Source organism: Clavibacter sepedonicus, assembly GCF_000069225.1.
Taxonomy (GTDB): domain Bacteria; phylum Actinomycetota; class Actinomycetes; order Actinomycetales; family Microbacteriaceae; genus Clavibacter; species Clavibacter sepedonicus.
In genome coordinates this window covers 2,102,235-2,116,607 of record NC_010407.1, presented here as the reverse complement: position 1 = coordinate 2,116,607, position 14,373 = coordinate 2,102,235, and the positions used below count along the sequence as shown (strand labels likewise).

10 protein-coding genes are annotated in these 14,373 nt (G+C 70.1%); all 10 read left to right on the top strand.

Annotated elements, in window-relative coordinates; genetic code table 11:
* Positions 1-36: 36 nt before the first annotated feature.
* Positions 37-495, top strand: a complete 459-nt coding sequence (locus CMS_RS09880; protein ID WP_012299325.1) for a PTS sugar transporter subunit IIA — start codon at positions 37-39, stop codon at positions 493-495.
* A complete protein-coding gene (locus CMS_RS09875) occupies positions 492-2,171 on the top strand; it encodes a DUF885 domain-containing protein (protein ID WP_012299324.1) in 1,680 nt (559 codons plus the stop codon). Before CMS_RS09880 ends, CMS_RS09875 begins: the two co-directional genes overlap by 4 nt.
* 198 nt (positions 2,172-2,369) lie before the next feature.
* The gene (rpsA, locus tag CMS_RS09870) at positions 2,370-3,824 is read left to right on the top strand and encodes a 30S ribosomal protein S1 (protein ID WP_012038440.1); all 1,455 of its coding nucleotides are present in this window, start codon (positions 2,370-2,372) and stop codon (positions 3,822-3,824) included.
* Between the two features lie 155 nt (positions 3,825-3,979).
* A complete protein-coding gene (gene coaE / locus CMS_RS09865) occupies positions 3,980-4,594 on the top strand; it encodes a dephospho-CoA kinase (protein ID WP_012299323.1) in 615 nt (204 codons plus the stop codon).
* A gap of 9 nt (positions 4,595-4,603) precedes the next feature.
* The gene (gene uvrB, locus CMS_RS09860) at positions 4,604-6,670 is read left to right on the top strand and encodes an excinuclease ABC subunit UvrB (RefSeq protein WP_012299322.1); all 2,067 of its coding nucleotides are present in this window, start codon (positions 4,604-4,606) and stop codon (positions 6,668-6,670) included.
* A gap of 81 nt (positions 6,671-6,751) precedes the next feature.
* A complete protein-coding gene (gene uvrA / locus CMS_RS09855; protein ID WP_012299321.1) occupies positions 6,752-9,673 on the top strand; it encodes an excinuclease ABC subunit UvrA in 2,922 nt (973 codons plus the stop codon).
* Positions 9,673-11,601, top strand: coding sequence for an excinuclease ABC subunit UvrC (uvrC, locus tag CMS_RS09850; RefSeq protein ID WP_012299320.1), 1,929 nt, complete (start codon positions 9,673-9,675; stop codon positions 11,599-11,601). Before uvrA ends, uvrC begins: the two co-directional genes overlap by 1 nt.
* 76 nt (positions 11,602-11,677) lie before the next feature.
* Positions 11,678-12,553, top strand: a complete 876-nt coding sequence (rapZ, locus tag CMS_RS09845) for an RNase adapter RapZ (RefSeq protein WP_041464604.1) — start codon at positions 11,678-11,680, stop codon at positions 12,551-12,553.
* Between the two features lie 29 nt (positions 12,554-12,582).
* Positions 12,583-13,563, top strand: a complete 981-nt coding sequence (gene whiA / locus CMS_RS09840; protein ID WP_012299318.1) for a DNA-binding protein WhiA — start codon at positions 12,583-12,585, stop codon at positions 13,561-13,563.
* 168 nt (positions 13,564-13,731) lie between these two features.
* Complete coding sequence (locus tag CMS_RS09835; protein WP_012299317.1) at positions 13,732-14,358, top strand: superoxide dismutase; 627 nt, start codon at positions 13,732-13,734, stop codon at positions 14,356-14,358.
* Positions 14,359-14,373: the final 15 nt, after the last annotated feature.

The window sequence follows — 14,373 nt, the reverse complement described above, 5'->3', positions numbered from 1 at the left end:
CTCGCCCATCCATTCCCAGCACGAGGAGCACAGCGCATGACGAAGGCACGACTCTCCGACCTCCTCGCCGACGGCTCCATCCGCCTCGACGCGCACGCCGACGATCGCGAGTCCGCCATCCGCCAGGCGGGCGAGGCCCTCGTCGCGGCCGGCGCCGTGGAGCCCGGCTACGTCGAGGCCATGGTCGAGCGCGAGCGATCCGTGTCGACCTTCGTGGGGGAGGGCGTCGCCGTGCCGCACGGCACGCTCGCCGCCGGCCGCGACCTCGTACGGGCCGACGCCATCAGCCTGCTGCGCCTGCCCGACGGCGTCGACTGGGACGGCCACGACGTCCGCATCGTGATCGGGATCGCGGCCACCGGAGGCGGCCACATCGCGCTGCTGTCGCGTCTCGCGGAGATCCTGCTCGACCCGGTGCGCGCCGAGCAGCTGCGCGGCGCGACCGAGCCCGCCACCGTCCGGTCCCTCCTGGGAGCCGCTACGGTCGAGGGATGACGACGACGCCGAGGGCCCCGCGACCGCAGACCGACATCGACCGCATCGCCGAGGGGTGGATCGACGCGTCGCTCGACCTGCACCCGGAGGAGCGCGTCTACCTCGGCCGTCCGGGCCGCGAGGGCGAGTACGGCGACACGTCGCCCGCCGGCCACGCGGCGCACGCGGAGGCGGCCCGCGCGGTCGTCCGGCAGCTCGCGCAGGCGACGCCCGCCGACGCCGTCGACGAGGTCACGCGCATGGATCTCACGCGGGAGCTCGAGCTGGACGTCGAGATGCACGACGCCGGCGTTCACCTCTCCGACCTCAACGTCATCGCCTCGCCCGCGCAGGGCATCCGCGAGGTGTTCGACATCTCGCCCACGTCGACAGAGGGTGACTGGGAGCACATCGCGACACGGCTCGGCAACGTCGCCGGCGCGGTCGACGGCTACATCGAGACCCTGCGCGAGGGCATCCGTCGTGGCCAGGTGCCCGCGAAGCGGCAGGTCCGCGAGGTGCTCGGCCAGGTCGAGCGCCAGGCCGCGCCCGACGGCTTCTTCCGCTCCTTCGCCGACGAGGCACGGCCCGACGCCGGCGAGCTGCCCGCGTCCCTCCGCCACGACCTCGGTGCCCGCGCCGAGGAAGCCCGGAGCGCGTACGAGCGCTTGGCCGCGTTCCTCGGATCCGAGCTCGAGCCCGCCGGCCGCGTCGCCGACGCCGTTGGCCGCGAGCAGTACGCGCTGCGGTCGCGCTCGTTCCTCGGCGCTGAGGTCGACCTCGACGAGACGTACGAGTGGGGCGTCGGCGAGCTCGCCCGCATGGTGGAGGAGCAGGAGTCCATCGCCCGCGAGATCCTGCCGGGCGCGAGCGTGCTCGAGGCCATCGCCCACCTCGACGGCGACGCGTCCCGGAAGCTCCACGGCACCGACGCCCTCCGCGCGTGGATGCAGGAGACGAGCGACCGCGCGGTCGAGGAGCTCGGCCGCACGCACTTCGACATCCCCGAGGAGATCCGCGCCCTCGAGTGCATGATCGCCCCCACCCAGGAGGGCGGCATCTACTACTCCGGCCCCGCGGACGACTTCAGCCGCCCCGGCCGCATGTGGTGGTCGGTGCCCGAGGGCGTCACGGAGTTCGACACCTGGCGCGAGCTGACGACCGTCTACCACGAGGGCGTCCCGGGGCATCACCTGCAGATCGCGCAGGCCACCTACAACAAGGCCGAGCTGAACACCTGGCGCCGCTTCGCCGGCACGTCGGGCCACGCGGAGGGCTGGGCCCTCTACGCCGAGCGCCTCATGCAGGAGCTCGGCTACCTCGACGACCCGGCCGACCGCCTCGGGATGCTCGACGGCCAGCGCATGCGCGCCGCTCGCGTGGTCCTCGACATCGGCGTGCACCTCGGCAAGGCGCGCCCCGACGGAGACGGCGTCTGGGACGCCGGGTACGCGTTTGACTTCATGGGCCGCAACGTCAACATGGATCCGTCCTTCGTGCGCTTCGAGGTCAACCGCTACCTCGGCTGGCCCGGACAGGCCCCCTCGTACAAGGTCGGCCAGCGCATCTGGGAGGACCTCCGCGACGAGACCCGGCGGCGCGAGGGCGATGCGTTCGACATCCGCGAGTTCCACCGCCGCGCGCTCGACGTCGGCGGCGTCGGCCTCGACACGCTCCGGGCCGCGGTCCTCCGCTGACCTCGCGCGGGGCGGGTGGCCTCGGGCGGACGTCCGACCGGCGAGCGCGCCCGCGCGGCGCGGTTGTCCCGCCTCCCGGGCCGGGTCTAAGATCGACTGTCGCACTTCTGCGACGACCCATCCGTCCGCCGCTCGACCGGTACCCGCGCGGGTCCGCGCCAGCGGCCTTATTCATGCCCATCCTGGAGCACTAACTACATGACAATCGCAACGACCGACAAGGCGCCCAAGCAGGTCGCGATCAACGACATCGGATCTGCTGAGGACTTCCTCGCCGCGGTCGAGAAGACACTGAAGTTCTTCAACGACGGAGACCTCATCGAGGGCACCGTCGTGAAGATCGATCGGGACGAGGTCCTGATCGACGTCGGCTACAAGACCGAGGGCGTCATCCCCTCGCGTGAGCTGTCCATCAAGCACGACGTGGATCCCACGGAGGTCGTCAAGGTCGGCGACACCGTCGAGGCCCTCGTTCTCCAGAAGGAGGACAAGGAAGGTCGTCTGATCCTGTCCAAGAAGCGCGCGCAGTACGAGCGTGCGTGGGGCGACGTGGAGAAGATCAAGGAGTCCGACGGCGTCGTCACCGGCACCGTCATCGAGGTCGTCAAGGGCGGCCTCATCGTGGACATCGGCCTCCGCGGCTTCCTCCCGGCCTCGCTCATCGAGCTGCGCCGCGTCCGCGACCTCACGCCGTACCTCGGCCAGGAGATCGAGGCGAAGATCCTCGAGCTCGACAAGAACCGCAACAACGTGGTCCTGTCGCGCCGTGCCCTCCTCGAGCAGACGCAGTCCGAGAGCCGCAGCACGTTCCTCAACAACCTCCAGAAGGGCCAGGTCCGCAAGGGCGTGGTCTCCTCGATCGTCAACTTCGGTGCGTTCGTGGACCTGGGTGGCGTCGACGGCCTCGTGCACGTCTCCGAGCTCAGCTGGAAGCACATCGAGCACGCCAGCGAGGTCGTCGAGGTGGGCCAGGAGGTGACCGTCGAGATCCTCGAGGTCGACCTGGACCGCGAGCGCGTCTCGCTGTCGCTCAAGGCGACGCAGGAGGACCCGTGGCAGGTCTTCGCCCGCACGCACGCCATCGGCCAGGTCGCGCCCGGGAAGGTCACCAAGCTGGTGCCGTTCGGTGCGTTCGTCCGCGTGGCCGAGGGCATCGAGGGCCTCGTGCACATCTCGGAGCTCTCCGGCAAGCACGTCGAGCTCGCGGAGCAGGTCGTGTCCGTCGGCGACGAGGTGTTCGTCAAGGTCATCGACATCGACCTCGAGCGTCGCCGCATCTCGCTGAGCCTCAAGCAGGCCAACGACGGCGTCGACCCCGAGGGCACCGAGTTCGACCCGGCCCTCTACGGCATGCTCACCGAGTACGACGACCAGGGGAACTACAAGTACCCCGAGGGCTTCGACCCGGAGACCAACGAGTGGAAGGAAGGCTTCGAGTCGCAGCGCGAGACCTGGGAGCAGCAGTACGCCGCAGCCCAGGCCCGCTGGGAGGCCCACAAGAAGCAGGTCGCGGCGGCAGCCGAGGCCGAGGCGGCCGACACGGGCATCACGTCCGCCGGCCCCGGCTTCACGAGCGACTCGACGGGCGCCGGCACGCTGGCGGACGACGAGAGCCTCGCCGCACTGCGCGAGAAGCTGTCCAGCTCGAAGTAGCACCACCGCACCACGACGAGGCCGCTCTCCCTTCGGGGAGGGCGGCCTCCGTCGTCCCCCCGCCCCGCCCCGCCCCCCGCCCCGCCCCCCGCCCCGCCCCGCGCACCGAGCCGCGCTCGCGTCGAGCGGATCCGGACCGCGCCTAGGCTGGATGCATGCAGGTGATCGGACTGACGGGCGGCATCGCCGCGGGCAAGACGGTGGTGGCCGACCGGTTGGCGGAGCTCGGCGCCGCGCGCATCGACGCCGATCGTCTCGCCCGGGAGGTCGTGGAGCCCGGCACGCCGGCCCTCGCGGAGATCGCCCGGCGGTTCGGCCCCGGCGTGATCGCGCCCGACGGCTCCCTCGATCGACCCGCCCTCGGGGCCATCGTGTTCCAGGACCCGGACGCGCGCCGCGACCTGGAGGCGATCACGCACCCCGCGGTGCGCGCGCTGTCCGCGCAGCGCATGGCCGCGGCGGCGGAGGCCGACGCCGACGCGGTCGTCGTGTACGACATCCCGCTCCTGGTGGAGTCGGGCCGCGTCGACGAGTTCGACCGGATCGTCATGGTCCACGCGCCGCGCGAGGAACGGATCCGCCGCCTCGTCGAGCTCCGGGGGATGTCGCCCGAGGAGGCCGAGCGCCGGATCGCATCGCAGGCCTCCGACGAGGAGCGCCTCGCCGTCGCGGACGAGGTCGTCGACTCCGGCATCTCGCTGGCGTCGACGCTCGAGCAGACGGATCGGCTCTGGGCGAACCTGTCCGGCGATGTCGGTGGCCGCTCGTAGGCTGATGCAATGCAGCCCACCCGTTCCGTGCGCCCGTTCAAGGTCGTCAGCGACTACTCCCCGAGCGGCGACCAGCCCACGGCCATCGCGGAGCTGGCGGGCCGGGTCAACGCCGGCGAGCCCGACGTCGTGCTCCTCGGCGCCACCGGCACGGGCAAGTCGGCCACGGCCGCCTGGCTCATCGAGAAGGTCCAGCGGCCCACGCTGATCCTCGCCCACAACAAGACGCTGGCGGCCCAGCTCGCCACCGAGTTCCGCGAGCTCATGCCGGACAACGCGGTCGAGTACTTCGTCTCCTACTACGACTACTACCAGCCGGAGGCGTACGTCCCGCAGACGGACACCTTCATCGAGAAGGACTCGTCGGTCAACGCCGAGGTCGAGCGCCTCCGCCACTCCACCACCAACTCGCTGCTCAGCCGCCGCGACGTCGTGGTCGTCAGCACGGTGTCGTGCATCTACGGCCTGGGGCAGCCCGAGCAGTACATGAACGCGATGGTCGCGCTCCAGGTCGGCATGCAGATCAACCGCGACACGCTCATCCGCAAGTTCGTGTCCATGCAGTACCAGCGCAACGACGTCGACTTCTCGCGCGGCAACTTCCGCGTGCGCGGCGACACCATCGAGATCATCCCGATGTACGAGGAGCTGGCCATCCGCATCGAGATGTTCGGCGACGAGATCGAGGCGCTGTACCAGCTGCACCCGCTCACCGGGGACGTGGTCCGCAAGATGGACGCGGTGTCCGTGTTCCCGGGATCCCACTACGTGGCCGAGACCGAGGTCATGCAGCGGGCCATCGGCACCATCCAGCAGGAGCTCGAGGAGCGCCTCGCGGTCCTCGAACGCGAGGGGAAGCTGCTCGAGGCCCAGCGCCTGCGCATGCGCACGAACTTCGACATCGAGATGATGCAGCAGATCGGGTTCTGCTCCGGCATCGAGAACTACTCGCGGCACATCGACGGGCGAGACGCGGGGGAGGCCCCGCACTGCCTGCTCGACTACTTCCCGGACGACTTCCTCGTCGTCATCGACGAGTCGCACGTCACCGTGCCGCAGATCGGCGCCATGTTCGAGGGCGACTCCTCGCGCAAGCGCACGCTGGTCGAGCACGGCTTCCGCCTGCCGAGCGCGCTCGACAACCGGCCGCTGAAGTGGAACGAGTTCACGGAGCGCGTGCCGCAGACCGTGTACATGTCGGCGACGCCCGGCAAGTACGAGCTCGGCATGGGCGACGGCGTGGTGGAGCAGATCATCCGTCCGACCGGCCTCATCGACCCGGCCATCGTCGTCAAGCCGACGAAGGGCCAGATCGACGACCTTCTGGAGCAGATCCGCATCCGCGTCGAGAAGGACGAGCGCATCCTCGTCACCACGCTCACGAAGAAGATGGCGGAGGAGCTCACCGACTACTTCGCCGAGGCCGGGGTGCGCGTGCGCTACCTCCACTCGGACGTCGACACGCTGCGCCGCGTCGAGCTGCTGAGCGAGCTGCGGGCCGGCGTCTACGACGTGCTCGTCGGCATCAACCTCCTCCGCGAGGGCCTCGACCTCCCGGAGGTCTCGCTCGTCGCGATCCTCGACGCCGACAAGGAGGGCTTCCTGCGGTCGTCCACGTCGCTCATCCAGACCATCGGGCGGGCCGCGCGCAACGTGTCCGGGGAGGTGCACATGTACGCCGACGTGCTGACGGACAGCATGAAGCGCGCCATCGAGGAGACGGATCGCCGCCGCGAGAAGCAGGTCGCCTACAACACCGAGCACGGCATCGACCCGACGCCGCTGCGCAAGCGCATCGCCGACATCACCGAGATCCTGGCGCGCGAGGGCGAGGACACGAAGAAGATGCTCGAGGGGCGCGGCGGCGGCAAGCGCTCGCCCACCCCGAACCTCCGGCGCGAGGGCAAGGCGGCCGCCGGGGCCAACGAGCTCGAGACGATCATCTCCGACCTTAACGACCAGATGCTCCAGGCGGCGGGCGAGCTCAAGTTCGAGCTGGCCGCGCGCCTCCGCGACGAGCTGGGCGACCTGAAGCGCGAGCTGCGGCAGATGGAGAAGGCCGGCCACCTGTCCTGATCCGACAGGCGCGCGGCGGGCAGCCGTCGGTCGCGCGCCTGCTCCGTCGGCGGTGTCGGTGGCGACGCATACGATGGACAGGTGTCAATCTCCCCCGTCGAGTCCTCCTCCCTCCTGAGCGTGCGCGGCGCTCGCGTCCACAACCTCCGCGACGTCGACCTCGACATCCCGCGCGACTCGCTCGTCGTCTTCACGGGCCTGTCGGGGTCCGGCAAGTCGTCCCTCGCGTTCGACACGATCTTCGCCGAGGGCCAGCGCCGCTACGTCGAGTCGCTGTCCGCGTACGCGCGCCAGTTCCTCGGCCAGGTCGACCGGCCGGACGTCGACTTCATCGAGGGCCTGAGCCCCGCGGTCTCCATCGACCAGAAGTCGACGAACCGCAACCCGCGCTCGACGGTGGGCACCATCACCGAGATCTTCGACTACATGCGCCTGCTCTGGGCGCGCATCGGCGTCGCGCACTGCCCCGTCTGCGGGGAGCGCATCTCGCGCCAGACCGTGCAGCAGATCGCCGACCAGCTCATGGAGCTCGAGACCGGCACCAGGTACCAGATCGTCAGCCCCATCGTCTCGCAGAAGAAGGGCGAGTTCGTCGACCTGTTCGCGGAGCTCGCCTCCGGCGGCTACTCGCGGGCCATCGTCGACGGGGAGCTCATCCAGCTCAGCTCGCCGCCCAAGCTCAAGAAGCAGTACAAGCACGACATCTCGGTCGTCGTCGACCGCCTGGTCGCGAGCGACGACATCCTCGGGCGCCTGACGGACTCGCTGGAGACCGCGCTCCGCCTCACGGACGGCATCGTGATGATCGACTTCGTCGACGTCGACGGCCCCGGCGGACTGCAGACGTACTCCGAGAAGCTCTCATGCCCGAACAACCACCCCATCCAGCTCACCGAGATCGAGCCGCGCACGTTCTCGTTCAACGCCCCCTTCGGCGCCTGCCCCGAGTGCTCCGGTCTCGGCACGCGCATGTCGGTGGACCAGGAGCTCCTCATCGGCGACGAGTCGCTGAGCATCGCCGACGGCGTGATCCTGCCGTGGACCACGCAGGGCAAGGGGCTCTTCCAGTACTACGAGAAGCTGCTCGCGGGCCTCGCGCGCGACCTCAAGTTCTCCCTCACGACGCCCTGGCGGAAGCTCTCCGAGGAGGTCCGCGAGGCCGTCCTGCGGGGCAATGACTTCGAGGTCCAGGTCAAGTGGAAGAACCGCTACGGGCGCGAAATGACCTACTCGTCCGGCTTCGAGGGCGTCATGCCCTACATCGAGCGCCAGTTCGCCCAGGCGGAGACCGACAACCAGCGCGCGCGCTGGGGCGAGTACCTCCGCGAGATCCCGTGCCCCGTCTGCGACGGCAAGCGCCTGAAGCCTGAGGTGCTCGCGGTGCTCGTGCACGGTGCGAACATCGCCGACGTCGCCGAGATGAGCCTCTCGGACGCGCAGGAGTTCATGGCGCAGCTGGAGCTGACCGATCGCGAGGCGCACATCGCCGCGCAGGTGCTGCGGGAGATCCGCGTGCGCCTCGAGTTCCTCATCGAGGTCGGCCTCAACTACCTCAACCTCGCGCGGGCCGCGGCATCTCTGTCCGGCGGGGAGGCGCAGCGCATCCGGCTGGCCACGCAGATCGGCTCGGGCCTCACGGGCGTGCTGTACGTGCTCGACGAGCCGAGCATCGGCCTGCACCAGCGCGACAACCGCCGCCTCATCGAGACGCTCGTGAAGCTCCGCGACCTCGGCAACACCCTCATCGTCGTCGAGCACGACGAGGACACCATCCGCACGGCCGACTGGATCGTCGACATCGGCCCCGGCGCCGGCGTCAACGGCGGCAAGGTCGTGCACTCCGGCTCCTACGAGGGCCTCATCGAGAACCGGGAGTCGCTCACGGGCGACTACCTCGCGGGCCGCCGCGCCATCGCGACGCCGGCGAAGCGCCGCAAGATCGACAAGAAGCGGCAGATCCAGGTCGTCGGCGCGCGCGCCAACAACCTGCAGAACGTCACCGCGACCTTCCCGCTCGGCACGCTCACGGCCGTCACCGGCGTCAGCGGCTCGGGCAAGTCCTCGCTCGTGAACGACATCCTCTACCGCGTGCTCGCCAACGAGCTCAACGGCGCCCGCAAGGTGCCGGGCAAGCACTCCCGCGTCACGGGCCTCGAGAACCTCGACAAGGTCGTGCACGTCGACCAGAACCCCATCGGCCGCACCCCGCGCTCGAACCCGGCCACCTACACGGGCGTGTTCGACCGGATCCGCAACCTCTTCGCCGAGACCACCGAGGCCAAGGCCCGCGGCTACCTCCCGGGCCGCTTCAGCTTCAACGTTAAGGGCGGGCGCTGCGAGGCGTGCTCGGGCGACGGCACCATCAAGATCGAGATGAACTTCCTGCCGGACGTGTACGTGGCGTGCGAGGTCTGCGGGGGAGCGCGCTACAACCGCGACACCCTGAGCGTCCACTACAAGGGCAAGAGCATCGCCGAGGTCCTCGACATGTCCATCAGCGAGGCGGCCGAGTTCTTCGAGCCGATCCAGGCCATCCACCGCTTCATGAAGACGCTGGTGGACGTCGGCCTCGGTTACGTGCGGCTCGGCCAGAGCGCCACGACGCTCTCCGGCGGCGAGGCGCAGCGCGTCAAGCTGTCCACCGAGCTGCAGCGCCGGTCGAACGGCCGCAGCATCTACGTGCTCGACGAGCCGACCACGGGCCTCCACTTCGAGGACGTGCGCAAGCTCCTGCTCGTGCTCAACGGGCTGGTCGACAAGGGCAACACGGTCATCGTCATCGAGCACAACCTCGACGTCATCAAGTCCGCCGACTGGCTCATCGACATGGGGCCGGAGGGCGGCGCGGGCGGCGGCACCGTGCTCGCCACCGGCACCCCCGAGCACCTGGCCACCGTGCCGGAGAGCTACACGGGCGGCTTCCTCAAGGAGGTCCTCGACGCCGAGGCCGAGGCCGCGGCGATCGAGTCGCAGCGTGCGCGCGAGGAGCGCGCGGCCGGCTGATGGCCCGCACCGACACCGTCGGCTACCGCCCGGCGGCGGGGGAGATCCCCACGTCGCCGGGCGTGTACCGCTTCCGCGACGCGGCCGACCGCGTCCTCTACGTGGGCAAGGCGAACAACCTCCGCGCGCGGCTCGCCAACTACTTCGCGCCGCTGGAGAGCCTGCACGAGCGCACCCGGCGCATGGTCACGTCCGCGGCGGGCGTCGAGTGGACCGTCGTCGGCAGCGAGTTCGAGGCGCTGCAGCTCGAGTTCACGTGGATCAAGGAGTTCGACCCGCCGTTCAACGTCAAGTTCCGCGACGACAAGTCGTACCCCTACCTGGCCGTCACGATGGGTGAGGACTACCCGCGGGTCATGGTCACCCGCAACCGCAAGATCCGGGGCGCCAAGTACTTCGGCCCGTACACGAAGGTCTGGGCCATCCGCGAGACGGTCGACCACCTGCTCAAGGTCTTCCCGATGCGCTCCTGCTCGGAGAGCACGTTCAAGCGCGCGCGGCAGACGAACCGGCCATGCCTCCTCGGCGACATCGGGCGCTGCGCCGCGCCGTGCGTCGGCCGCTTCTCGCAGGAGGAGCACCGCGACATCGTGGACGACTTCGCGAGCTTCATGGCGGGCAACGACTCGAAGTACGTGGGCCAGCTCACGCAGCGGATGAAGGACGCCGCGGCCGAGATGGACTACGAGGCCGCCGCCCGCCACCGCGACGACATCGGCGCGCTCGAGGCCGCGCTGTCCAAGACCGCCGTAGTGTTCGACGACCGGGTGGACGCCGACGTCTTCGGCATCGCGGCCGACGAGCTGGCAGCGGCCGTGCAGCAGTTCATGGTCCGCGGCGGCCGCATCCGGGGCACGCGCACCTGGGTCGTCGACAAGGAGCTCGACATCGGCATCGGCGAGCTCGTCGAGACCGTGCTCCACAACGCCTACGAGGACGAGGCGCACCCGCCGCGCGAGGTCCTCGTCCCCGAGTTGCCCGCGGACGCCGCCGAGCTCGAGCTCTGGCTCAGCCAGCGCCGGGCGGCGGGGGAGGACGACGGATCCGTGCGCCGCGGCCGCCCGAGCTCCTGGCAGGTCGACCTCCGCGTGGCCCAGCGCGGCGACAAGGCGGCGCTCGCGCACACCGCCGCCACCAATGCGCAGAACGCGCTCATGCTCTACAAGACGCGCCGCAGCTCCGACTTCACCACCCGGTCCAAGGCGCTGGCCGACATCCAGGAGGCGCTCGGCATGCCCGACGCGCCGCTGCGCATGGAGTGCTACGACGTCTCGCATCTCAGCGGCACCAACATCGTCGCGTCCATGGTCGTCTTCGAGGACGGCCTGCCGCGCAAGGACCAGTACCGCCGCTTCAACATCGCCGACTCCACGGACGACACCGAGTCGATCCACCAGGTCATCACGCGCCGGCTCGCCTACCTGGGCAAGGAGGCCGAGGTCCCGGCCGACGCCGCGCCGCCCGAGCTCGGCGAGGCGCCCCCGGTCAACAAGTTCTCCTACAGCCCGAACCTGCTCATCGTCGACGGCGGGCAGCCGCAGGTGGCTGCTGCGCAGCGGGCGCTCGAGGAGTCGGGGGTGACGGGGATCCAGCTGGCCGGCATCGCCAAGCGCCTCGAGGAGATCTGGCTGCCGGACTCCGACTACCCGATCATCCTGCCGCGCAACAGCGACGCCCTCTTCCTCATCCAGCGCATCCGCGACGAGGCCCACCGGTTCGCCATCACGCACCAGCGGGCCCGCCGGAAGCGCGACATCACGTCGGTGCTGAACGAGATCCCGGGGCTCGGGCCGTCGCGCGTGCAGCGGCTGCTCCAGCAGTTCGGATCCGTGGCCAAGCTCAAGCAGGCCGAGGTCGAGGAGATCGCGGCCGTGCGCACCATCGGGCCCACGCTGGCCCAGGCCGTCTACGAGCGGCTCCGTTCGTGACGCGCGCCCGGTCGGGTGTCGCGGGTCGCGCCTAGACTGGATCCATCGACCGGCGCGACGAGAGGTGCATGCCCGCATGAGCGTGGAGATCCCCCAGCAGGACGTCATGATCGTGACGGGGATGTCCGGCGCGGGCCGCTCCACCGTCGGCAACGCACTGGAGGACCTCGGCTGGTACGTGGTCGACAACCTCCCGCCGCAGATGCTCAAGCCGCTCGTGGAGCTGGCGGGCCGCGCAGGCACGTCGCTGCCCAAGATCGCCGCGGTGGTCGACGTCCGCGGCGGCGACTTCTTCTCCGAGCTGCGCGACATCCTCCACACCTTCGGCACCGGCCCGCGCCTGCGCGTCCTGTTCCTCGAGGCCACCGACGCGGCGCTCGTCCGACGGTTCGAGCAGGTCCGCCGCCCGCACCCGCTCCAGGGCAACGGCACGCTGCTCGACGGCATCGCGGCCGAACGGGCCCGAATGATCGAGATCCGCGAGGCGAGCGACCTCGTCATCGACACCTCCGAGCTCAACATCCACCAGCTCGCCACCACGATCACCGAGCAGTTCAGCGGGGCGGACGACGCTGGCGTCCGCGTCACCGTGATGAGCTTCGGATTCAAGTACGGCACCCCGGCGGACGCCGACATGGTGGCCGACATGCGCTTCCTGCCCAACCCGTTCTGGACGCCGGAGCTCCGCCCGCTCACGGGTCGCGACAAGGCCGTCAGCGACTACGTGTTGGGTCAGGAGGGCGCCGAGGAGTTCGTCCACGCCTATGCCAGGGCCCTCGCCCCGGTGCTCGCCGGGTATCAGCGGGAGAACAAGAGACACGCTACGATCGCTATCGGCTGTACCGGCGGCAAGCACCGCTCGGTCGCCGTCTCCGAGGAGCTCTCCAGCCTCCTCCGCGCCCTTCCCGGCGTCGCTGTCAGCACCAAGCACCGCGACCTCGGCCGGGAGTAGGGCACCCATCTCATCAAGGGAGTAAGCATTTGCCTCTGACCTCGGACGTCAAGGAAGAACTGTCACGCGTCGAGGTCAGCAAGACCACGGTGAGGGCCGCCGAGCTGGCCACCATCCTGCGCTTCTCGGGCGGGCTGCACCTCATCTCGAACCGCATCGCGGTCGAGTCCGAGCTCGACACCCCGCTTCTCGCCCGCCGTGTCCGCAAGGACCTGGCCGAGCTCTACGGCGTCCGCAGCGACATCTCCGTCATCCCCGCGTCCGGCATGCGCCGCGCCACGCACTACCTTGTCCGCGTGATGGAGGGCGGCGAGACGCTCGCCCGCCAGACCGGCCTGCTCGACGCGCGACGCCGTCCCATCCGCGGCCTGCCGAACCGCCTCACCACGGGCTCCCGCGAGGAGATCGCCGCCGTCTGGCGCGGTGCGTTCCTCGCCGCGGGCACGCTCACGGATCCCGGCCGCTCGGCCGCCCTCGAGGTCACGTGCCCGGGCAACGAGGCCGCCATGGCACTCGTCGGCGCCGCCGGCCGCCTCGACGTCAGCGCCAAGGCGCGGGAGGTGCGCGGCGTGCACCGCGTCGTCATCCGCGACGGCGACGCCATCGGCCAGATGCTGCGCGCCATGGGCGCGCAGGGCACGGTCGTCAACTGGGAGGAGATGCGCCAGCGCCGCGAGGTGCGGGCCACCGCGAACCGCCTCGTCAACTTCGACGACGCGAACCTCCGCCGCTCCGCGCAGGCCGCCGTCGCCGCGTGCGCGCGCGTCGAGCGGGCCATGGAGATCCTCGGACCGGACATCCCCGAGCACCTCAAGTACGCGGGCGACCTGCGCCTGCGCTTCCGTGACTCCAGCCTCGACGAGCTGGGCCACCACGCCGATCCGCCCATGACGAAGGACGCCGTCGCGGGGCGCATCCGCCGTCTGCTCGCGATGGCGGACAAGAAGGCCGTCGACGAGGGCCTGCCCGGCACCGACGCCAACCTCCCCGCCGACCTCGACGACGTCTGATGCGCGGCGCGTCCGCCGACGCGGGATGCGTCGTCGCCGGCCTGGATCGGCTGGACGCCGGGCGTCATCCGGCCAGGTGGCGCGGAGGGCCGCCGGACTAGACTCGATCCGTCACCCACCCCCGGCCTCTGGCCGGGAGCCCCCGGGCAACGAAGAGGAGATACACCTATGGCTGACTACACTCTCATCGATCTTCCCTACGACTACTCGGCCCTCGAGCCGAGCATCAGCGGCCGCATCATGGAGCTCCACCACGACAAGCACCACAAGACCTACGTGGACGGCGCGAACACCGCCCTCGTGAAGCTCCAGGAGGCGCGCGACGCCGGCGACCTCACGTTCGTCAACAAGCTGCAGAAGGACCTCGCGTTCAACCTCGCGGGCCACGTCAACCACACGGTGTTCTGGAACAACCTCTCCCCGGACGGCGGCGACAAGCCCACCGGCGAGCTGGCCGCCGCCATCGACGAGTTCTTCGGCTCCTACGACAAGTTCCAGGCGCACTTCACGGCCTCGGCCCTCGGCATCCAGGGCTCCGGCTGGAGCATCCTCGCCTGGGACTCCCTGGGCCAGAAGCTCATCATCGAGCAGCTGTACGACCACCAGGGCAACCTCGCTGCGGCGACCGTCCCGATCCTGCTGCTCGACATGTGGGAGCACGCCTTCTACCTCGACTACGTCAACGTCAAGGCCGACTACGTCAAGGCGTTCTGGAACATCGTGAACTGGGCCGACGTGCAGGCGCGCTTCGACGCCGCCCGCACCAAGACGCAGGGTCTGTTCCTCCTCTCGTAGCCGCATCCGCGGGCG

What these genes read in the sequence shown, in the direction of transcription:
- CMS_RS09880 (WP_012299325.1), top strand. Translation starts at nt 37, where the DNA reads ATGACGAAGGCACGACTCTCCGACCTCCTCGCCGACGGCTCCATCCGC.
- CMS_RS09875 (WP_012299324.1), top strand. Translation starts at nt 492, where the DNA reads ATGACGACGACGCCGAGGGCCCCGCGACCGCAGACCGACATCGACCGC.
- rpsA (WP_012038440.1), top strand. Translation starts at nt 2,370, where the DNA reads ATGACAATCGCAACGACCGACAAGGCGCCCAAGCAGGTCGCGATCAAC.
- coaE (WP_012299323.1), top strand. Translation starts at nt 3,980, where the DNA reads ATGCAGGTGATCGGACTGACGGGCGGCATCGCCGCGGGCAAGACGGTG.
- uvrB (WP_012299322.1), top strand. Translation starts at nt 4,604, where the DNA reads ATGCAGCCCACCCGTTCCGTGCGCCCGTTCAAGGTCGTCAGCGACTAC.
- uvrC (WP_012299320.1), top strand. Translation starts at nt 9,673, where the DNA reads ATGGCCCGCACCGACACCGTCGGCTACCGCCCGGCGGCGGGGGAGATC.
- rapZ (WP_041464604.1), top strand. Translation starts at nt 11,678, where the DNA reads ATGAGCGTGGAGATCCCCCAGCAGGACGTCATGATCGTGACGGGGATG.
- CMS_RS09835 (WP_012299317.1), top strand. Translation starts at nt 13,732, where the DNA reads ATGGCTGACTACACTCTCATCGATCTTCCCTACGACTACTCGGCCCTC.